The sequence below is a fragment of the Pseudomonas sp. R38(2017) genome, assembly GCF_002112395.1.
Taxonomy (GTDB): domain Bacteria; phylum Pseudomonadota; class Gammaproteobacteria; order Pseudomonadales; family Pseudomonadaceae; genus Aquipseudomonas.
In genome coordinates this window covers 210,494-229,863 of the sequence record NZ_NEHN01000008.1, presented here as the reverse complement: position 1 = coordinate 229,863, position 19,370 = coordinate 210,494, and the positions used below count along the sequence as shown (strand labels likewise).

General features: G+C 61.5%; 17 protein-coding genes. 6 read left to right on the top strand and 11 right to left on the bottom strand.

Annotated features, from left to right (window positions below; translation table 11 throughout):
• Nucleotides 1–9 precede the first annotated feature (9 nt).
• From CAF87_RS21405 to CAF87_RS21375, 7 genes are all read right to left on the bottom strand, one after another.
• Nucleotides 10–822, bottom strand: a complete 813-nt coding sequence (locus tag CAF87_RS21405; RefSeq protein WP_085732971.1) for a zinc-dependent peptidase — start codon at nucleotides 820–822, stop codon at nucleotides 10–12.
• Between the two features lie 4 nt (nucleotides 823–826).
• Nucleotides 827–1,483, bottom strand: a complete 657-nt coding sequence (locus CAF87_RS21400; protein WP_085712304.1) for a DedA family protein — start codon at nucleotides 1,481–1,483, stop codon at nucleotides 827–829.
• Between the two features lie 237 nt (nucleotides 1,484–1,720).
• Nucleotides 1,721–2,182, bottom strand: a complete 462-nt coding sequence (locus tag CAF87_RS21395; protein ID WP_085732970.1) for an N-acetyltransferase — start codon at nucleotides 2,180–2,182, stop codon at nucleotides 1,721–1,723.
• Between the two features lie 117 nt (nucleotides 2,183–2,299).
• Nucleotides 2,300–3,133, bottom strand: a complete 834-nt coding sequence (gene eutC, locus CAF87_RS21390) for an ethanolamine ammonia-lyase subunit EutC (RefSeq protein ID WP_371850985.1) — start codon at nucleotides 3,131–3,133, stop codon at nucleotides 2,300–2,302.
• The gene (locus tag CAF87_RS21385; RefSeq protein ID WP_085732969.1) at nucleotides 3,130–4,524 is read right to left on the bottom strand and encodes an ethanolamine ammonia-lyase subunit EutB; all 1,395 of its coding nucleotides are present in this window, start codon (nucleotides 4,522–4,524) and stop codon (nucleotides 3,130–3,132) included. The genes eutC and CAF87_RS21385 overlap by 4 nt, the downstream gene beginning before the upstream one ends.
• 71 nt (nucleotides 4,525–4,595) lie before the next feature.
• Nucleotides 4,596–5,966: an ethanolamine permease gene (eat, locus tag CAF87_RS21380; RefSeq protein ID WP_085732968.1), complete on the bottom strand. Its 1,371-nt coding sequence runs from the start codon at nucleotides 5,964–5,966 to the stop codon at nucleotides 4,596–4,598.
• A 202-nt stretch (nucleotides 5,967–6,168) separates the two neighbouring features.
• Entirely contained in the window at nucleotides 6,169–7,689 is a 1,521-nt protein-coding gene (locus CAF87_RS21375) for an aldehyde dehydrogenase family protein (protein WP_064599698.1), read from the bottom strand.
• A gap of 301 nt (nucleotides 7,690–7,990) precedes the next feature.
• Here CAF87_RS21375 and CAF87_RS21370 point away from each other — a divergent pair, with 301 nt between their 5' ends.
• From CAF87_RS21370 to CAF87_RS21355, 4 genes are all read left to right on the top strand, one after another.
• On the top strand, nucleotides 7,991–9,907 hold the full coding sequence (locus tag CAF87_RS21370) for a sigma-54-dependent Fis family transcriptional regulator (RefSeq protein WP_085732967.1): 1,917 nt from the start codon (nucleotides 7,991–7,993) through the stop codon (nucleotides 9,905–9,907).
• A 70-nt stretch (nucleotides 9,908–9,977) separates the two neighbouring features.
• Complete coding sequence (gene mpl, locus CAF87_RS21365) at nucleotides 9,978–11,327, top strand: UDP-N-acetylmuramate:L-alanyl-gamma-D-glutamyl-meso-diaminopimelate ligase (RefSeq protein ID WP_085732966.1); 1,350 nt, start codon at nucleotides 9,978–9,980, stop codon at nucleotides 11,325–11,327.
• Nucleotides 11,324–11,971: a flavin prenyltransferase UbiX gene (gene ubiX, locus CAF87_RS21360; protein WP_085732965.1), complete on the top strand. Its 648-nt coding sequence runs from the start codon at nucleotides 11,324–11,326 to the stop codon at nucleotides 11,969–11,971. The genes mpl and ubiX overlap by 4 nt, the downstream gene beginning before the upstream one ends.
• Nucleotides 11,964–12,248, top strand: coding sequence for a YceK/YidQ family lipoprotein (locus CAF87_RS21355; RefSeq protein ID WP_085732964.1), 285 nt, complete (start codon nucleotides 11,964–11,966; stop codon nucleotides 12,246–12,248). Before ubiX ends, CAF87_RS21355 begins: the two co-directional genes overlap by 8 nt.
• 43 nt (nucleotides 12,249–12,291) lie before the next feature.
• On the opposite strand, the gene CAF87_RS21350 is transcribed toward CAF87_RS21355, so the two are convergent.
• From CAF87_RS21350 to CAF87_RS21335, 4 genes are all read right to left on the bottom strand, one after another.
• Nucleotides 12,292–14,892 (bottom strand): hypothetical protein, encoded by a 2,601-nt coding sequence (locus tag CAF87_RS21350; RefSeq protein ID WP_139831738.1) that lies wholly within the window; start codon nucleotides 14,890–14,892, stop codon nucleotides 12,292–12,294.
• Between the two features lie 241 nt (nucleotides 14,893–15,133).
• Nucleotides 15,134–15,775, bottom strand: a complete 642-nt coding sequence (locus tag CAF87_RS21345; RefSeq protein ID WP_085712294.1) for an oxidoreductase — start codon at nucleotides 15,773–15,775, stop codon at nucleotides 15,134–15,136.
• Nucleotides 15,776–15,802: 27 nt separating this feature from the next.
• Entirely contained in the window at nucleotides 15,803–17,530 is a 1,728-nt protein-coding gene (locus CAF87_RS21340; protein WP_085732962.1) for a C13 family peptidase, read from the bottom strand.
• Between the two features lie 110 nt (nucleotides 17,531–17,640).
• The gene (locus CAF87_RS21335; protein WP_007909575.1) at nucleotides 17,641–18,096 is read right to left on the bottom strand and encodes a MaoC family dehydratase; all 456 of its coding nucleotides are present in this window, start codon (nucleotides 18,094–18,096) and stop codon (nucleotides 17,641–17,643) included.
• Nucleotides 18,097–18,289: 193 nt separating this feature from the next.
• Between CAF87_RS21335 and CAF87_RS21330 the strand changes: the two genes are divergently transcribed.
• A complete protein-coding gene (locus CAF87_RS21330; protein ID WP_039771873.1) occupies nucleotides 18,290–18,652 on the top strand; it encodes a CidA/LrgA family protein in 363 nt (120 codons plus the stop codon).
• Nucleotides 18,652–19,368 carry an LrgB family protein gene (locus CAF87_RS21325; RefSeq protein WP_085732961.1) on the top strand — a complete coding sequence of 239 codons (717 nt, stop codon included), beginning with the start codon at nucleotides 18,652–18,654 and terminating at the stop codon, nucleotides 19,366–19,368. Before CAF87_RS21330 ends, CAF87_RS21325 begins: the two co-directional genes overlap by 1 nt.
• Nucleotides 19,369–19,370 lie beyond the last annotated feature (2 nt).

Sequence of the window (19,370 nt, the reverse complement as noted above, 5' to 3'; positions counted from 1 at the left end):
GTCCAGGCCTTAGTCGTGTGCCTGATAGACCGGGTCCTTGGCCTGAAGTTGCTTCAGCCGTGCCAGTGGATCCTGTCGATAGAAAAGCTGCAACTGCGCATACACCTGTGGATAAGCCTCGTGCAGCAGATCCGGAGCGCTGAAGAAGTACTCGCTGGTGACGGCGAAGAACTCGGCCGGGTTCTCGGCGGCATACGGGTCGATAGCGGTTTCTGCGTCGGGGTGGCGGTCGAGCTGGTGGTTGAGATCGTCGTAGGCAGCCTGCATCACCTGGGCCCAGTCGCTGACCCGCATGTCAGCGTGCAGCGGCGGCAGACCGTTGGCGTCGCCGTTGAGCATGTCGAGTTTGTGCGCGAGTTCGTGGATCACCAGGTTGTAGCCTTCCCAGCCACCACTGGCCATCACCCCGGGCCAGGCGAGGATGATCGGCCCTTGCTGCCAGGCTTCACCGCTGTGCTCGCCGTCCCATTCGTGCTCCACACCACTGGCATCGCGATGGCGCTGGGGGCTGAGGAAGTCGTCGGGGTACAGAATGATTTCGTGGAAGCCCTGATACCAGTTCAGATCGCCAAGGTGCAGTAGTGGCAATTGCGCCTGGGCGGCGAGCAGCAGGCGTTGTTCCTGATGCAGTTCGACGCCGGGCAGGGCGGTCAGGTGCTTGTCTTCGAGGAACAGGACACTGGCTTCGCGCAGCCACTGATCTTCCGTGGCGCTGATACCGTCGAGGAAGCTCAAGTGGTGACGCACCCGCTGCCACATATCATCGGCAATCGGGTGCTTCGCCAGAGTGCGTCGGCGTCGCCAGGCGCTCAGTGACCACATCGGTTCAGCGCGATTCGGCTTTGGAACCGGCACCGCCGAGGCGGCTGCGGAGCATGCCGATGATCATAGGCACCAGCGACAGAAGGATGATACCGACCACCAGCAGCGACAGGTTCTTCTTGATGAACGGCACGTTGCCGAAGAAGTAGCCCAGGGTCACCAGGCCGCCGACCCACAGGATGGTGCCGAATACGCTGAAGCCGAAAAAACGCGGGTAAGGCATCTTGGCAACACCGGCGACGAACGGCGCAAACGTACGGATGATCGGCAGGAAGCGCGCCAGGGTCACGGTTTTGCCGCCGTGCTTGTCGTAGAAGTCATGGGTCTGTTGCAGATAATCCCGGCGGAAAATCTTCGAGTTCGGATTGCTGAACAGTTTTTCCCCTGCCGTTCGTCCGATCACGTAGTTGGTGCTGTCGCCGAGAATCGCCGCCAACATCAGCAGGCCCGCCAGCAGCACCGGGTCCATGCCGCCGCCTGCGGCCACTGCGCCGGCGATGAACAGCAACGAATCGCCCGGCAGGAACGGCGTGACCACCAGGCCGGTTTCGCAAAAGATAACCAGAAACAGGATGGCGTAGATCCAGGTCCCATAGTTGTTCACCAGCATGTCGAGGTAGACGTCGAGATGCAGAATGATGTCGATCGGGTTGAAATCCATGTGGGCACCTGTCGTGATGGCCCGACTCGGCAGGCCTGTGCGGATGATTCGGTGTAAGCCTACAGACGGGTGTAGTTTTTCTTACAAGCCGGAAAGCTCCGAATTATACGGTCTGAAAGGTGAAAAGCGCGTTGGTTTTGTAGCGGGGCGTTTCGAAGGGGAACACGGCGCCGGCCTATGTGGCGATGGGGTTTGCTCCTTCGCCACGATGGCCAGCTTGCGCACTGTTAGAAAAAATCAGAGTTCGTCGCTGATCGGCAGCACATAGTTCTTGAACTCGGTGTCTTCCTTGAATCCGATGGATTCGTAGGTTTTCTGCGCCACTTCGTTGTCGCTGCTGGTGGACACGCGCATACGCACGGCCTGGGTTTCCTTGGCCATTTTCTTGGCCGTGCGGATCAGGTTGTCGGCGACCAGCTGGCGGCGGGCGTCTTCGGCGACATAGATGTCGTTGAGGATCCACACGCGCTTGAGCGACAGGGAGGAAAAGCTCGGATAGAGCTGGCAGAAGCCCATGAGCTTCTTGTCGTCGTCATCGGCCAGCGCCAGGTAGATCACCGATTCCTTGCGTCGCAGGCGCTTTTCGAGAAAGGCCCGGGACGAGTCCGGATAGGGCAGGGAGCCGTAGAACTCGCGGTACTTAACGAACAACGGGGTCAGCAAATCCAGGTGTTCGAGGGTCGCTTGGATAATCCGCATGGTAGGTCTCGTCCTTCAAGTGGCTGTCTTCACGTGGGCTGACGGCATCGGGAAACCTTGGGCGGCCGTGCGTCGATCCTGCCTCAAACCGGCGCAGAAAGGCAATGCGGAAACGGTTCAGGCTGGGGGCGGATCAAGTAGGAAATTACTCTTCATGTCTGTACCGGCTTCCGATTCCAGCGTCTGAACCTGCGCCTCGTCCTTCAGATTGACCCCCGATAGCTGCCGTCTACAGGCTTCGCGCATCAGATACAGCAGGCGATGGGCCGCCATGCCGTAGCTGAGCCCTTCCAGCCGCACGTTGGAGATGCAATTGCGGTAGGCATCCGTGAGACCGACCTTTGGATTGTAGGTGAAATATAAACCCAGGCTGTCCGGTGAGCTGAGCCCGGGGCGCTCTCCGATCAGCATCACGACCATTTTGGCGCCCAGCAACTGGCCGATTTCATCGCCAACCGCCACCCGCCCTTGTTCCACCAGCACCACCGGCGCGGTCGACCATTGGTCGGCGCTCATCTGTTCCTCCAGTCGGGTCAGGAACGGCAGGGTATGCCGATGCACCGCCAGCGCCGAGAGGCCATCAGCCACGACGATCACCAGATCCACGCCACCCGGATGCGCCAGGGCGTATTCACGCAGGGTCTGGGCGGATTGATCGCTCAATTTGCGCCCCAGATCCGGGCGTTGCAGGTAGCTGTTGCGATCCACGGCCGCGCTGTGCAGCAGCAGACTTTCGCGCCGGCGTTCAGCCAGTTGGGCGCTGAGCCCGGCGTGATCGAACGGCAAGTGCACTGCGTCCCGGGCCTGCGCGTGGGCGTATTGGAAATCCAGTTGTGCGCTGGTCGGCAGGCTGGTGCCGGTGCGGCCGAGGGCGATGCGCGCCGGGGTCAGGCGACGCAGCTCCAGCCACGGGTTTTGTGGATCGACGGGCGGTTTTTCCATCTGACTCATCCCAGTTGCGCCAACGCCTGGCGAAAGGCCGGCGGCAGGTTGTTGCCGAAGCGGACCTTGCCGTCCGCCTGGGTGAAAATGCCCATGTTCGCCAGCCACTGCTCGAACTCAGGGGTCGGTTTCAGACCCAGGGTCTGACGCGCGTAGAGGGCGTCGTGGAACGAGGTGGTCTGGTAGTTGAGCATGATGTCGTCGGAGCCGGGGATGCCCATGATGAAGTTGATCCCCGCAACGCCCAGCAGGGTCAGCAGGGTGTCCATGTCATCCTGGTCGGCTTCGGCGTGGTTGGTGTAGCAGATATCGCAGCCCATCGGCACACCGAGCAACTTGCCGCAGAAGTGGTCTTCGAGGCCGGCGCGGATGATCTGCTTGCCGTTGTAAAGGTATTCCGGCCCGATGAAGCCTACGACGGTGTTCACCAGAAACGGCTTGAAATGTCGTGCCACGGCGTAGGCCCGGGTCTCGCAGGTCTGTTGATCGACACCGTGGTGGGCGTTGGCGGACAGTGCGCTGCCCTGGCCGGTCTCGAAATACATCAGGTTCTGCCCGAGCGTGCCGCGATTGAGGCTCAGGCCCGCTTCATAACCCTCCTGCAACACGTTCAGATTGATGCCGAAACTGGCATTGGCCGCTTCGGTGCCGGCAATCGACTGGAACACCAGATCCAGCGGCACACCACGGTTGATCGCCTCTATAGAAGTGGTGACATGAGTCAGCACGCAGGCCTGGGTCGGAATGTCATAGCGCTGGATGATTGCGTCGAGCATTTCCAGCATCGCGCAGATCGAGGCGATGCTGTCGGTGGCCGGGTTGATGCCGATCATGGCATCGCCGTTGCCATACAGCAGACCGTCGAGAATGCTCGCGGCGATGCCGGACGGTTCGTCGGTCGGATGATTGGGTTGCAGCCTTGTGGATAACCTTCCACGCAGGCCGAGGGTGCCGCGAAATTTCGTCACGACGCGGATCTTCTGCGCCACCAGCACCAGATCCTGCACGCGCATGATCTTCGACACGGCGGCGACCATTTCCGGTGTCAGGCCGGGGGCCAGAGCACGCAGGCTGGATTCGTCGGCTGCTTCGCTCAACAGCCAGTCGCGAAAGCCGCCAACCGTAAGATGGCTGACGACTGCAAAGGCCTGTTTGTCATGGCTGTCGAGGATCAGCCGGGTGACTTCATCGGCTTCGTAGGGAATCAGTGCTTCCTGCAGGAAATGTTTGAGCGGGATGTCGGCCAGCGCCATTTGCGCGGCGACCCGCTCGCCATCGTTGAGCGCGGCGACGCCGGCCAGAAAATCCCCGGAGCGCGCCGGACTGGCCTTGGCCATCACGTCCTTGAGGCTGTCGAAGCGGTAGGTCTGGGCGCCGACGGTATGGGCAAATGCGGCCATGGGGCGCGGTCCTCCTGAATGAATGCTTTTAGTGCAGGCACCGAGCCTGAGGCCCGGTGCCGGTGCAACTTCTAGATACCTTCGAGCATAGCGTCTGCCGGTGCTTCGGAGCGTTGTTTGGCGGTCAGCTGGAAATACAGGTAACCGGCAGCCATGAAACCCAGGAACACACAACCGATCAGCGTGTTGAACCAGGCCATCGCCACCAGGCACACCACCGCCAGAAACAGCGCGATACCCGGCACGATCGGATAGCCCGGAGCGCGGAAGGTACGCTCAAGGTTCGGCTCGGTTTTGCGCAGTTTGAACAGGCTGAGCATGCTGATGATGTACATCACGATGGCACCGAACACCGACATGGTGATCATCGCGGCGGTGAGACTCATGCCTTGCAGATTGACCAGGCCGTCGCTGTAGATCGCGGCGATGCCGATGACGCCACCGGCCAGGATCGCCCGGTGCGGGGTCTGGAAGCGCGAGAGTTTGGCCAGGCTTTTCGGAAGGTAACCGGCCCGGGCCAGGGCAAAGAACTGCCGCGAGTAGCCGAGGATGATCCCGTGAAAACTCGCCACCAGCCCGAACAGGCCGATCCACACCAGCATGTGCATCCACGTCGAGTTGTTGCCGACCACCGCTTTCATCGCCTGAGGCAGCGGGTCGTTAATGTTCGCCAGTTGTCGCCAGTCGCCGACGCCGCCGGCCATCACCATCACGCCGATGGCCAGGAACACCAGGGTCAGGATGCCGCTGACATAGGCCTTGGGAATCGTGCGTTTCGGGTCCTTGGCTTCCTCGGCCGCCATGGCCGCGCCCTCGATGGCGAGGAAAAACCAGATCGCGAAAGGAATGGCGGCGAAAATGCCGGGAATCGAACCGAGGCTGAACTCGCTGGAGCCTGACCAGCCGTTGAGCACGAAGTTGCTGAAGCTGAAGCCCGGCGCGACCACGCCCATGAACACCAGCAGTTCGGCAACCGCCAGCACGGTGACCACCAGTTCAAAGGTCGCGGCGATGCTGACGCCGAGGATGTTCAAGGTCATGAATACGAAATACGCGCCGACCGCCGCGACTTTCGGATCAAGCTCCGGATATTGCACGTTGAGATAGGCGCCAATGGCCATGGCGATGGCCGGCGGGGCAAAGACGAATTCGATCAGCGTGGCGATCCCGGCGATCAGTCCGCCTTTTTCACCGAATGCCCGGCGACTGTAGGCAAACGGCCCGCCCGCATGGGGAATCGCGGTGGTCAGCTCGGTGAAACTGAAGATGAAGCAGGTATACATTGTCGCGACCATCAGGGCCGTAACCAGGAACCCCAGGGTTCCCGCGGTGCCCCAGCCATAACTCCAGCCGAAATATTCGCCGGAAATCACCAGGCCGACGGCAATGCCCCACAGATGCAGGGTGCCGAGTGTGGGTTTGAGCTGTGTGGTGGAAGTCATAAGTCCTCTCTGTCTTTTTTATTGTTCGATCTGTTGGACTTTCGGGTGCAGTGGTTGAGTGAGTGGGTGCTGTTCACGCAGCGGCAGTTTTCAGGCAAATCCTGAATGACGGGTACGCAAGGCCCGTGCCAGAGCGGCCAGACCAGGGTTTGTCATCGGGAAGAAAAGGGCGACACCGATCGTTCGGTGCCGCCCGGTCTTTTTAGAAGAAGCCCAGCGGGTTGATGTCGTAGCTCACCAGCAGGTTTTTGGTCTGCTGGTAGTGGTCGAGCATCATTTTGTGGGTTTCACGGCCGACGCCGGATTTCTTGTACCCGCCGAACGCGGCATGCGCCGGGTACAGGTGGTAGCAGTTGGTCCACACACGACCGGCCTTGATGGCGCGGCCCATGCGATAGGCGCGGTTGATGTCGCGGGTCCAGAGGCCGGCGCCGAGGCCGAACTCGGTGTCGTTGGCAATCGCCAGGGCTTCGGCCTCGTCCTTGAAAGTGGTGATGCTCACCACCGGCCCGAAGATTTCTTCCTGGAACACCCGCATCTTGTTGGTGCCCTTGAGCAGGGTCGGCTGGATGTAATAACCGGAGGCCAGGTTGCCTTCGAGTTTTTCCACCTTGCCGCCGGTCAGCAGTTCGGCACCTTCGCCCTTGGCGATTTCCAGGTACGACAGGATCTTGTCGAATTGCTGCTCGGACGCCTGGGCGCCGACCATGGTGTCGGTGTCGAGCGGGTCGCCGCGTTTGATCTGGCTGACTTTCTTCATCACCGCTTCCATGAACTGCGGATAGATCGACTCCTGTACCAGCGCGCGGGAAGGGCAGGTGCAGACTTCGCCCTGGTTGAAGAACGCCAGCACCAGGCCTTCAGCAGCTTTTTCAATGAAGCTTGGCTCGGCCTGCATGATGTCTTCGAAGAAGATGTTCGGCGACTTGCCGCCCAGCTCAACGGTGGACGGGATGATGTTCTCGGCGGCGCATTTCATGATGTGCGAGCCGACCGGGGTCGAGCCGGTGAAGGCGATCTTGGCGATGCGTTTGCTGGTGGCCAGGGCTTCGCCGGCTTCTTTGCCGAACCCTTGCACCACATTGAGTACGCCCGGTGGCAGCAGGTCACCGATCAGTTCCAGCAGCACGCTGATGCCCAGCGGGGTTTGTTCGGCAGGTTTGAGCACCACGCAGTTGCCGGCAGCCAGGGCCGGGGCGAGTTTCCACGCGGCCATCAGGATCGGGAAGTTCCACGGGATGATCTGGCCGACCACGCCCAGCGGTTCATGGATGTGATAGGCCACGGTGTTGCCGTCGATCTCGGCGGCGCTGCCTTCCTGGGCGCGCAGGCACCCGGCGAAATAGCGGAAGTGGTCGGCGGCCAGCGGGATGTCGGCGTTGAGGGTTTCGCGGATGGCTTTGCCGTTGTCCCAGGTTTCGGTGATTGCCAGGGTTTCGAGGTTCTGTTCGATACGGTCGGCGATTTTCAGCAGGATCAGCGAACGGGCCTGGGCGGAGGTCGAGCCCCATGCATCGGCAGCGGCATGAGCAGCGTCCAGTGCCTTGTCGATGTCTTCGGCAGTGGAGCGCGGGAATTCGGCAATCGGCTGGCCATTGACCGGCGAGGTATTGGTGAAGTACTGACCTTTGACAGGCGCGACGAACTCGCCGCCGATGTAGTTACCGTACTTGCTCTTGAACGAGACTTTGGCGCCTTCAGTACCGGGGTGAGCGTAACGCATGATGATGTTCTCCTTGGCTTTGTACTTATTAGAGAAACGCGCATGTGCGCTTGCTATAAGCGTAGAGCAAAGGTCGGGCCACTGCCGTGCAGCTCAGAAAAATCAAGGCCTTGCGTGTTTTGTGTCGGACAAATGGCAAGCGTCTGTGACGGTATCGGTACAGCTCGGGTGACAGTTTGTACCGCTTCTGGCACAACCCGTGACCGGGCGGTCTTGCCAGCATTGCAAAGACCGGTTGGCTGGAGGATGCTGGGCACCACTTCACGCATGGGCCGATGAGCCTCGGGGAGAATAATAAGAAATGCACGACAACCATTTGAGTCGCCATGCCCAACAGGTTCTCACCGTCACCCAGGGCAAGCCGCACCTGCATGGCCCCGGTGCCGACCCGTCGATCGCCCGCTCGTGGCTGCGTTGTCTTGAGGACTATCACCTCGACCCGGCCCTGACCATGGCGCCGACCGTGCTCGAACACGGTCGTGTCCTCGAAAGCCGCGAACGGCTGCAACAAGTGTTGCAGATCGCCGGCAATGAAATGACCAGCCTGCATCAACAACTCTCCGGCGCCGGCCACGCGGTGCTGCTGACCGACGCGCGCGGGGTGATCCTCAACTGTGTCACTGCCCCTTCCGAGCGCAAGATCTTCGAACGGGCCGGCCTGTGGCTGGGCTCCGACTGGAGCGAAGCCTGCGAAGGCACCAACGGCATCGGCACCTGCCTGGTGGAGCGCCAGGCCCTGACCATTCATCAGGACGAGCATTTCCGTGGTCGCCACACTGGGCTGACCTGCTCGGCGAGCCCGGTGTTCGACCCCCACGGCGAGTTGCTGGCGGTGCTCGACGTGTCCTCGGCGCGGCCGGACGTTTCACGGCAGAGCCAGTTCCACACCATGGCGCTGGTCAATCTGTCGGCGAAGATGATCGAGAGCTGTTACTTCCTGCGCTGTTTCGATAATCAATGGTTGCTGCGTTTCCATCTCCAGGCCGAATCCGTCGGGCTTTTCAGTGAAGGGCTGCTCGCGTTCGACGGGGAAGGTCGGATCAGTGCGGTCAACCAGAGCGCATTGAACCTGCTCGGCCATATTCGTGGTGGTTTGCTTGGCAAACCGGTAGAGGTGTTTTTCGATTGTTCGCTGGATGAATTGCTCGGGCGCGCCAGTGCTCATGCCAGCGCAAGCTGGCCGCTGCGTACCCGCGATGGTCGGCATCTGTTTGCGGTGTTGCGCGGAGAAGCGCGCAAGCCGTCTCCCGTCCTGCCGAAACCGGCAGCTCCCGAGGCGCCGCGCCTTGCCGGCATTTGCCTGGGCGATGCAGGGCTGCAGACGGATTTTCGCAAGGCCCTGCGGGTGTTCGAGCGCGACGTTCCGCTGCTGGTCAACGGCGAAACCGGCTCCGGCAAGGAAGCATTCGCCAAGGCTGTGCACAACGCCAGTCAGCGCGCCGGCAAAGCCTTCGTCGCGCTCAACTGCGCGGCGATTCCCGAAAGCCTGATCGAGAGCGAACTGTTCGGCTATCGCGGCGGCAGCTTTACCGGCGCGCGCAAGGACGGCATGCGTGGCAAGTTGCAGCAGGCCGACGGTGGCACGCTGTTTCTCGACGAAATCGGCGATATGCCGCTGACCTTGCAGACCCGTCTGCTGCGAGTGCTGGAAGACCGGCAAGTGGTACCGATCGGTGGCGAGCCGGAAGCGGTCAACGTGCGGATCATCAGCGCCACGCACCGCAATCTGCTGGAGCGGGTTGGCGACGGCAGTTTCCGTGAAGACCTCTACTATCGGCTCAACGGGCTGGAAGTGGCGCTGCCGCCATTGCGCGAGCGCAGTGACAAATCCGAATTGCTGGATTTTTTGCTGGCCGAAGAGGTGGGTGGAGAAACGATCCTGATCGAAGAGCCGGCGCGCCGGGCGTTGCTCGGGTTCAACTGGCCAGGCAATGTGCGGCAGATGCGCAACGTGCTGCGCACGCTGGCGGCGTTGTGCGATGAGGGGCGGATCGGGCTGGATGATCTACCTGCGATGTTCCGGCAGATACAACCGCTGTTGGTCAAAGTCGATGAGGCATCGCCCGGACAGCCGCTGGAGGATGCCGAGCGGCTGGCGTTGCTCAATGCGCTGGAGCACACGCGCTGGCACATGACCCATACGGCCGAGCAGCTTGGCGTCAGTCGCAACACCCTTTATAGAAAGCTGCGCAAACACGGGATCGCCCGCAGCGCCTGACCCCCTGAAAACGAGGATGCGGTTTTCCCCTGCCTGGGCTACCCTGCGGCCATGTTTTACGAGGTCGACTATGCACATTCATATTCTGGGTATCTGCGGGACTTTCATGGGCTCGATGGCGGTTCTGGCCAAAGAGCTGGGCCATCACGTGACCGGCTCCGATGCCAACGTCTATCCGCCGATGAGCACTCAGCTCGAAGCCCAGGGCATTCAGCTGACCCAGGGTTACGACCCGGCGCAGCTCGATCCGGCACCGGATCTGGTCGTGATCGGCAACGCCATGTCTCGCGGCAATCCGGCAGTCGAATATGTGCTGAACAAAGGCCTGCCATATGTTTCCGGTCCGCAGTGGCTGGCTGACCACGTGCTGCAAGGTCGCTGGGTGCTGGCGGTTGCCGGTACACACGGCAAGACCACTACCAGCAGCATGCTCGCCTGGGTGCTGGAACATGCCGGCATGAGCCCGGGCTTCCTGATCGGCGGCGTGCCGCAGAATTTCTCGGTGTCGGCGCGTCTGGGTGGCACGCCGTTCTTCGTGATCGAGGCCGACGAATACGACAGTGCGTTCTTCGACAAGCGTTCGAAGTTCGTCCACTACCGCCCGCGCACCGCGATCCTCAACAACCTTGAGTTCGATCACGCCGATATCTTCCCTGATCTGCCGGCCATCGAGCGGCAATTCCACCACCTGGTGCGCACAATCCCGAGCGAAGGTCTGGTGATCCATCCGACCACCGAACCGGCCTTGCAGCGCGTGATCGAGATGGGTTGCTGGACCCCGGTGCAAACCACCGGGGCCGGCGGTCAGTGGCAGGTCAAGTTGTTGAAAGACGACGGCTCGGCATTCGAGGTGATATTCGAAGGCGTATCCCAAGGCGTGGTCGAGTGGGAACTGACCGGTCAGCACAACGTCGCCAATGCCCTGGCCACTCTGGCCGCCGCGCGTCACGTTGGTGTTGTACCGTCGATGGGCATCGCCGGGTTGAGCGCGTTCAAGAGCGTGAAGCGCCGGATGGAAAAAGTCGCGGAAGTGCGCGGCATCACCATCTACGACGACTTCGCCCACCACCCGACCGCGATTGCCACCACCCTCGACGGCCTGCGCAAGCGCATTGGCGATGCGCCGCTGATCGCGATCATCGAGCCGCGCTCCAACTCGATGAAGCTCGGCGCCCACCGTGACGGTCTGCCGGACAGCGTGGTCGATGCCGATCAGGTGATCTGGTACGCCCCGGCCAACCTCGGTTGGGATCTGGCAGGCACCGCCGCGCTGTGCACCGTGCCGTCGATCGTCAGCGATTCGCTGGAAGGCATCATCGAACGCGTGAAGAGCCAGGCCCAGCCCGGCACCCACGTGGTGATCATGAGCAACGGCGGCTTCGGCGGCCTGCACGGCAAACTCGCCGAGGCGCTGAAATGAACACTCGCTTTCAGGACGGCGGCCCGGAACGCATCACGCTGGCGATGACCGGGGCGTCCGGCGCCCAGTACGGCTTGCGCCTGCTGGATTGCCTGGTGCGCGAGGATCGCGAGGTGCATTTCCTGATCTCCAAGGCCGCGCAATTGGTGATGGCCACCGAGACGGACGTGTCGCTGCCGGCCAAGCCGCAAATGATGCAGGCGTTCCTCACCGAATACACCGGCGCGACTGCCGGGCAGATCCGCGTGTATGGCAAGGAAGACTGGATGTCGCCGGTGGCCTCGGGTTCCGGTGCCCCGGCCGCCATGGTGGTGGTGCCATGTTCGACCGGCACCTTGTCGGCCATCGCCACCGGCGCCTGCAACAACCTGATCGAGCGGGCGGCAGACGTGACCTTGAAGGAGCGTCGCCAGTTGATTCTGGTGCCGCGCGAAGCGCCGTATTCGAGCATTCACCTGGAGCACATGCTCAAGCTGTCGAACATGGGTGTAACCATCCTGCCAGCCTCGCCGGGCTTCTATCACCAGCCGCAGACCATCGATGACCTGATCGATTTCGTGGTGGCGCGGATTCTCAATCTGCTGGGCATTCCCCAGGACATGCTGCCGCGCTGGGGTGAGCACCATCTGAGCAGCGATGAATAAGCTGCTGGCGATCCTGCTGATAGTGCAACTGACCGGCTGCGCCACCGCACGCACGCTGGATGCCGCCAAACCCGGTGCGCCAGTGGTGTATGCCGGCACGAGGCTGGATCTGTACGCCATGAACGGTGGCTGTTGCGCGATGGACCGGTTCGGCGCCGAGGCGCCGAGCTATCCCGGCGTGGATCTGCCGGCCAGTGCGTTGCTCGATACCCTGTTGTTGCCGCTGTCGGTGCTGACGGTACTGGGCGTCGGGTTTCAGGCGACCGGGGGGTTATGAAAAACACCGGCTCGATCAGGCAAGGTCGAGCCAGTAACCGTTCTCAGGAGAGACTGATCAGTTCGGGCGGGAAGCTGATATCGGTGGAGAAAAGGTCTTTTCCCTGCGGCAACTCGAGAACACGCTTGCCGGCTTTCGCCACCTCATCGATCAGGGCGTCATATTCGTCCCGGTTCAGGTCTCCCGCCCTTGTGCGGCCTTCGATTGCATTGTCATGGCTCTGGCTTGAACCGGTGGCGCGCTCGCGCGCCTGTGTGTGTATGTCGTCCACGGTGGCCGCGCGAGTCATGGTCGAGTTGACCAGCCAGATGCGCCTCGAAGTGAAACCGATCGGAGACATCGAAACGTGACCCTCGAGCTTCATGCTCGGGAACAGCCTGCTGTCGTCTGCCGGTTTCGGGGTGATCCGCGTTGTGTTGTAGGTGCGGTTATCCTGCCCGGAAACGACCTCGATGCCACGGGTATCAAGCAGATAGCAGAACATGATGCGCTGAGAGCGGGGCCTGGAGGTGGCGTCAGTCGTCTGTTTCGATTCGTGGGCGGTCTGTGGCGCGTTCGGATGGCCGCCGGGAGAGGCAGACAATCCTCTGGCTTCATTGGCGAAGCTCATGGCCGTTCTGAGGCTGAACAACGCGCTGACAGCCGTCCCGCTGGTGGAGCCTTCGGTCGCTAGGGGCCTTGGCTGCATGGAACCGGGCCGGGCAAATTCGAAGGGCGTGCGGTCGTCTACTTTGAACACGGCGGGAATGTCGTCCCGATACAGGTAGTTGTGTTTGTTGCGTTTGAAGCCGCAGCGTTGCAACAACTCTCGGAAAAAAGGTGCGGTCAGGCTGGCCTTCAGCAGACTTGTGCCTCCTCCCTGATTTCTCAATCGGATGATTTCGGCTTCGAATTCCGGCAGGTACGGATCGAACTGTTCGAAGCGGGTAACGACCAGCGTACGAGCCTGATGGGTCTTGACCCAGGTGGGCACCTCATCATTGATCAAGTTGTTGAACTGCCCGGTGGGTGAGATTTCGTTGCTCAGTCGCGCCAGTTGTTCAGTGGACAGATTGTAGGGCCGGAACCGGGCGATGACCTGATCCCGGGACTTGAGCGGAGAATCCGGATTGGTCCACAGCCGCAGGTAGTCGATCAGTTGTTCACGCTGTGATGGGTAATCTCGTTGCCTGACCCAGGCCGGCGGTTTCAGGTGCAGCGCGACATCCTGACGAAAGTGCAGGATATCCGCCCCTTCGATCCGGTAAAGGTTCCAGATATCGATGTCTCGCCAGTAAGGTCGAAATGCTCGTTGTTCGACCGAGTACTTGATTGGCCTGACGATGGTCAGCTCGGTCCCCTCGGGAAAAGCCACCTGGGTGAGTGGGCCATGACGGTCATCAAGCTCAGGCTTGCGCTGCATCTCGATGTAACCATGAGCGTTTGATTTGTCGGGATCCCAGGTGTAGTAGCGCTGATCGCCGTAGGCTGGTGCGCTGTCGGTGGCTGCAAGGGAATCGGGTGTCAGGTGGCGCGACAGTGGGGTGTCGGGTGTCGCCAGGTTCGGTAAGGATGTTTGCGGGTCCGGTGTACTGCGGTGCAGGGTGACTGATTCAAGGTGGTTCACCCACTGGGCGGGTGAGCGCTTCTGATGATCCAGGACGCGGCTGAGCATGTCGCGGTCCATGTCCGGACCAAGCCAGCGGCGCAACTCGTCAAACAGGTAGGTGTTCTCCATTCGGTCTGTGCGAACCCCGGCCCACTGCGGTTTTCTCCCGGTGCGGTGGGCTTCGGCGCGAAAACGGGTGATATCGGCACCCTGCAGGCCGTAGAGATTCCAGATGTCGCGGTCAGTCCAGGCTGGCAGCAGTTCGGCGGGTTGATCGATGGGATGCGTGGGGGGCTCGACACTGACAAACAATCCGTTGTCGTCCCTGAACGCATGAATCGACTGGGGCCCGACGGTGTCGTCCAGCCGCATTTTCCGGTGCATGACCACGTAGCCATGATGGTGGGTGGTGGTGCTGTCCCAGACATAGTGCCGGGTGTCGATGTAAACCGCTGTCGTGTCTGATTGCGCGAGGGACGCAAGTGCCTGCGACGGAGTGTTCTGCGGATTGACTACGGGTCGATGAACCGCAGACTCGATCAGAACTCCGCTGTCGGCGGGCTCACCGATTCGCCAGGTATTGCTTTGAGGGTCGAAGTGCAGGGCCGGGCCGGAGGGGCGCATTTCCTGCGGCAGCTTGGCTCGATAGGTTCCGGCGCCTTCGTCCCAGTCCACCATGACGGTGCTGGTCGTGGTGTATTGCACCTCGGCATAAATGCGTCCCCGGTGGACACGCAACCCTTCGGCATTGACGGCGGGCAAAAGCGTCCGTGCGTGGGGCGTCAGCTCGTAGTGACGGATGTTTTCGGTCGGGCGCGGGTGGCCGGATGACGCTCTCTCCAGGGATGCGGGAATCAGATCCTGGATCTGTATCCGGGGCAACGTTTCGCCTGAAGGCAGTTGCGTCGAGTGGTGTGGCTCGGGCAGGCGGGCGTCCGGCCCTGCGGACCGAGTCAGCCCTGGGAGCTCAACTCGTGGAGTCGACAGGGGTATTGATGCACCGGGTGGGTTGCCGGGTGTGCCGGTATTTTTCGGTATGGGTTTTTTGGGGGCCATCAAGGCGTCCTTTCATTGATTGCCTGCCGTCGGGAATTGCCATCCGATGACAAAGTGGCAGATGCAGGCGTGCTGGAGGGCACGTTATCCATGAAGGGGGAGGGAGGTGTGGTAGATAGTTAGGGGCAGTTGTTGAATCGATCCGGCTCGTTTCAGGTATCGGGCAGTTCAACACAAGGTCCTCGGAATTCATCGGAAAATGGCGTTCCGGGGGCCGTGTTGAACTACTTGATGTGGGAACTCACTTGCCGAGTTTTCTCAACTCGTCCGACTCGACGATCCGCACCCCGTCCTGTTCCTCCAATGCCAGGCGCCACATGGCCCGGGCGAGCTGGCAGGCTTCGATGCCCCGGTACTTGCCGGGAATCAGTTTCGAGAACGGTGCGGCAAGCTGTTCGCCCAGGCGAGGCTCGCTGCGGTCACCCAGCAGCAGCGAAGGCCGGCAAATGGTGAGCTGCGGCCAGTCCTGCGCGCGCAATGCATGTTCCATCTCGCCTTTGACCCGGTTGTAGAAAATCGAGGATCGGCGGTCGGCCCCCAGGGCACTGATCACGATCAGGTGCCGTGCGCCCATTTCCCGGGCGCGCTTGGCGAAAGCCACCACCATGTCCAGATCCACGGCGCGAAACGCCTCTTCGGAGCCGGCCTGTTTGATGGTGGTGCCGAGGCAGCAGTAGGCAATGTCGACCCGGCCGGCCAGTTGCGGCAGGAACGTCTGTGGATCGCCGACCGGGTTTTCCAGATGTGGATGTTCGGCCAGTGGCCGGCGTGAAGGGGCCAGGACACGGGTGATCGTCGGCTCGTTGAGCAAACGGTCGAGCAGATGTTCACCGGTCAGCCCGGTGGCTCCGGCAAGCAAGACATGCTGAGGCGTCAAGTACATAGTGTCTCTCCCTTGATACTGTTCAGCTTAGTTGCTCTTTATCGCTCCGTCGTTCAATGCAGCACTTTGCAACGCTTTTCTCGCCTGTTGTTTGCGCAGCAGTTGCCAGTGCGCGAGCACGGTTTTCGGTGCCCATATCTGCGGCTCGGAGGCTTCGAAGTTGTCCGCCAGTTCGCGTTCGGCGACGGTGGCCTTGGCCAGTTTGAAGGCTTGTTCCATATCATCGGTCTGGTTCAGCGCCTGGGCAAACAAGGCATCGCCGAAGTAGGTGAAGTTGGCTTCTTCGGAGCAGCCGAACGAAACGCGGTCGGCGCGTGAAGCGGTCATGATCAGCGTGCGTTCGTCCTTCAGCGCCGGAATGAAACCACCGGAATAGCACGAGGAGATGACAATGATCTTGTCGCGGTTCTTCAGTGGTGCGAGCACGGCGGCTAGTTCGTCGGCGGGCAGGTCGGCCAGTTCCATGCGTGGCTGGTCGAGCACCAGTTCGTGTTCGGCGGTGCCGTGGCTGGTCAGATAGATGAACACCAGGTCTTCCGGGCCAGTGCGTTCGGCCAGGGTCAGGGCGGCGCGGCGCAGGTTTTCGCGGGTGGCCATCGGCCGGTCGCCGAGATGGTCGCGGTGATTGACCAGACGGATCTGGCCAAAGGCACCGAAACGGCTGGCGAGCATGTTGGCCACGTAATCGGATTCGCGCAGGAACACGCTTTGCTTGCCATCGCCGCCGAGGGTCAGGGTGTACAGTTCCACCGCCGGGGTCGAGGCCGGTACATTGGCCAGCGCCTCGTCGAGCAGACGGCCCTGGGCCAGCAGGCCGAGTTCGAGTGTGTCCGGCAGCAATTTCCCGTCGGCGTCGCGCACGCGCTGACCGTTGATCCAGGTGCCGCTGAGCACGGTGCCGTCGGTCAGCACCAGCGTGCCCCGGCCCGTGTAGCTGTCGCTGTCGAACCCGCCGATATAGAAACTGCCGTCGGACAGGTTCAAGCGGCCCTGGCCACTGAAACGCCAGTCGTTGAAGTAACCGATGTAATGGCTGCCGTCGGCACCGATCAGTTCGCCTTTGCCGGTCAGTGCGCCTTCCTTGAACTGGCCGAGCCAGACGTCGCCGTCAGCGTTTTCGTAGCGGCCCTTGCCATGTAGCTGATTGTTCTTGAAACCGCCGACATAGATGTCGCCGTCGGCGCTGTTGAAGGTGCCGTTGCCTTCGAGCTGTCCATTGATGAAATGGCCGGTGAACTGATTGCCGCTGGCATCGCCGCGCTGGCCTTCACCGTTGGGTTTACCGTGGGCGAACTGGCCCTGATAGGAGCTGCCGTCGTCCAGCTCCAGACGGCCGAGCCCGGAATACTGGTCGGCCTTGAATTCGCCGCGATAGGTCATCGCGTTTTCCTTGAGGGTGCCTTCGCCTTCGCGCCGGCCCAGCTTGAAACCGCCGGTGTAGCTGCCGCCGTGGGTAGTCAGCGTGCCCTGGCCGTCGAACAGGCCTTGCTGGAAGTTGCCGCGATAGACCTCGCCGTTGCTGCCGTGCCATTCGCCCTGGCCATGCCACTGACCTTTGTCGAACGTGCCCGCGTACCAACTGCCGTTCGGATAGTCGACCCGGCCCTGGCCTTGCAGCAGGCCGTTGACCAGTTCGCCACGATAGCGTCCGCCATCCGGCAGGCGTGCGTCCGGGGGCAGCAGCGATTCGCCGTCGCCGCAAGCGGTGAGCATCAGGGTCAAGGCAAGCGGTGCAAGAGCAGCAAGTGAGCGCATAGCGGGATCCGGGCAATTAGGCGACCGAGTATGCCGCAGCTATGTGACCTTATACAGCCGGCGGAGGGGAGTGGATGCGAAACAGCGTGAGCCGCTTCGCATCCCGGCACTCAAACGAAGCAGAGCGACAGCGGTTCGGCGATGTAGGCCGGTTTGTCCGAGCCTTCGATCTCCAGGGTGGCGGTGGCTTTGAGCAGCCACTGGCCAGGTTTTTTCTCGGTCACTTCACCGAGATCGACCTTGAGCCGGACCTTGGAGTTGACCTTGACCGGCTGAATGAAACGCACGCTGTCCAGTCCGTAGTTGACCACCATCTTCACGCCTTGCGGCAGGATCAGGATGTCTTCCATCAGTTTTGGTATCAGCGACAACGACAGGAAACCGTGTGCAATGGTGCTGCCAAATGGCGTTTGCGCGGCTTTGACCGGGTCGACATGGATGAACTGATAATCCCCGGTGGCTTCGGCGAACAGGTTGATGCGCTCCTGATCGATGGTGAGCCATTCGGAACGTCCGAGTTCCTTGCCGACATAATCTTTGAGCTCTGCAACTGGAACATAGGGCATTGAGACTCTCCTTGGGTTCATCGGTTTTATAGTTTTTCAGGTGGGGGATTTGACCGCCCTGCGAACCACTGTAGATCATCATGGCGATTTGCTCAGGTCAACCGACCATGCTTTTGGCGAATGCCGATCCATAGCGCAGGCGTGCTTATAATGCCGGGCCCGTGCTTGGCGGGATGTCGGACGGAGATGACGGATGTTGCTACGCGGCCTGACCATGCTGGTGCTGTTTCAATTGCTCGGCACGGCCCTCAATCATTTGCTGTTGCCGGTGCTGCCGGGGCCGATCATCGGCCTGCTGCTGTTGCTGGCGTTCCTGATCGTGCGCGGTGAAGTCGGCGAGCCGCTGAACCTGGCTGCCGGCAGTCTGTTGCGTTATCTGCCTTTGCTGCTGGTGCCGCCGGCGGTGGGCGTGATGGTTTACGCCACGGCGATTGCCGCGGATTTCTGGGCCATTGTCGGTGCGCTGGTGGTCTCGCTGATTCTGTCCATGGCCTTCGCCGGCGTGCTGATGCAGCGGCTGGTCAAGCGTCACGCGCCGCATTCGGAGGAATCCTGATGCTGTTCGACTGGCACGGCGCCTGGGCGTCGGTGATTCACCATCCGCTGTTCGGCATCGGCATCACCCTGGGCGCCTATCAACTGGTGCTGGCGGCCTTCGAGAAAACCCGCTGGATCTTCCTGCAACCGGTGCTGGTCTCCATGCTGCTGGTGATCGGCGTGCTGGTGGGGTGCGGCCTGACTTACGTCGAGTACCGCAAGAGCACTGAGATCCTCAGCATTCTGCTGGGCCCGGCGACCGTGGCACTGGCCGTGCCGCTGTATCTGAATCTGCGGCGCATCCGCCAGTTGTTCTGGCCGATTTTTACTACGCTGGTGATAGGCGGGGTGGTCGCCACGGGCATGGGCGTGGCGCTGGGCTGGTGGTTCGGTGCCGATCACATGATCCTGATGACCATGGCACCGAAGTCAGTGACCTCGCCGATCGCCATGCTGGTGGCCGAGCAGATCGGTGGCGTCGCGGCGCTGGCGGCGGTGTTCGTGTTGATCACCGGGGTAATCGGTGCGATCTTCGGCCCGGCGCTGCTGAACCGTCTGGGTGTGCACAGCCCGGAGGCGCGGGGCATGGCGCTGGGCATGACGGCGCATGCGGTCGGCACGTCGGTGGCGTTGCAGGAAAGCGATGAGTGCGGTGCCTTCGCGGCACTGGCGATGAGTCTGATGGGCGTGGCCACGGCGGTGTTCCTGCCGTTGGCGGTGTCGATGGTGGTGTAAGG

Coding starts and splice junctions, on each gene's coding strand:
- CAF87_RS21405 (WP_085732971.1), bottom strand. CDS start 822: ATGTGGTCACTGAGCGCCTGGCGACGCCGACGCACTCTGGCGAAGCAC.
- CAF87_RS21400 (WP_085712304.1), bottom strand. CDS start 1,483: ATGGATTTCAACCCGATCGACATCATTCTGCATCTCGACGTCTACCTC.
- CAF87_RS21395 (WP_085732970.1), bottom strand. CDS start 2,182: ATGCGGATTATCCAAGCGACCCTCGAACACCTGGATTTGCTGACCCCG.
- eutC (WP_371850985.1), bottom strand. CDS start 3,133: ATGAGTCAGATGGAAAAACCGCCCGTCGATCCACAAAACCCGTGGCTG.
- CAF87_RS21385 (WP_085732969.1), bottom strand. CDS start 4,524: ATGGCCGCATTTGCCCATACCGTCGGCGCCCAGACCTACCGCTTCGAC.
- eat (WP_085732968.1), bottom strand. CDS start 5,966: ATGACTTCCACCACACAGCTCAAACCCACACTCGGCACCCTGCATCTG.
- CAF87_RS21375 (WP_064599698.1), bottom strand. CDS start 7,689: ATGCGTTACGCTCACCCCGGTACTGAAGGCGCCAAAGTCTCGTTCAAG.
- CAF87_RS21370 (WP_085732967.1), top strand. CDS start 7,991: ATGCACGACAACCATTTGAGTCGCCATGCCCAACAGGTTCTCACCGTC.
- mpl (WP_085732966.1), top strand. CDS start 9,978: ATGCACATTCATATTCTGGGTATCTGCGGGACTTTCATGGGCTCGATG.
- ubiX (WP_085732965.1), top strand. CDS start 11,324: ATGAACACTCGCTTTCAGGACGGCGGCCCGGAACGCATCACGCTGGCG.
- CAF87_RS21355 (WP_085732964.1), top strand. CDS start 11,964: ATGAATAAGCTGCTGGCGATCCTGCTGATAGTGCAACTGACCGGCTGC.
- CAF87_RS21350 (WP_139831738.1), bottom strand. CDS start 14,892: ATGGCCCCCAAAAAACCCATACCGAAAAATACCGGCACACCCGGCAAC.
- CAF87_RS21345 (WP_085712294.1), bottom strand. CDS start 15,775: ATGTACTTGACGCCTCAGCATGTCTTGCTTGCCGGAGCCACCGGGCTG.
- CAF87_RS21340 (WP_085732962.1), bottom strand. CDS start 17,530: ATGCGCTCACTTGCTGCTCTTGCACCGCTTGCCTTGACCCTGATGCTC.
- CAF87_RS21335 (WP_007909575.1), bottom strand. CDS start 18,096: ATGCCCTATGTTCCAGTTGCAGAGCTCAAAGATTATGTCGGCAAGGAA.
- CAF87_RS21330 (WP_039771873.1), top strand. CDS start 18,290: ATGTTGCTACGCGGCCTGACCATGCTGGTGCTGTTTCAATTGCTCGGC.
- CAF87_RS21325 (WP_085732961.1), top strand. CDS start 18,652: ATGCTGTTCGACTGGCACGGCGCCTGGGCGTCGGTGATTCACCATCCG.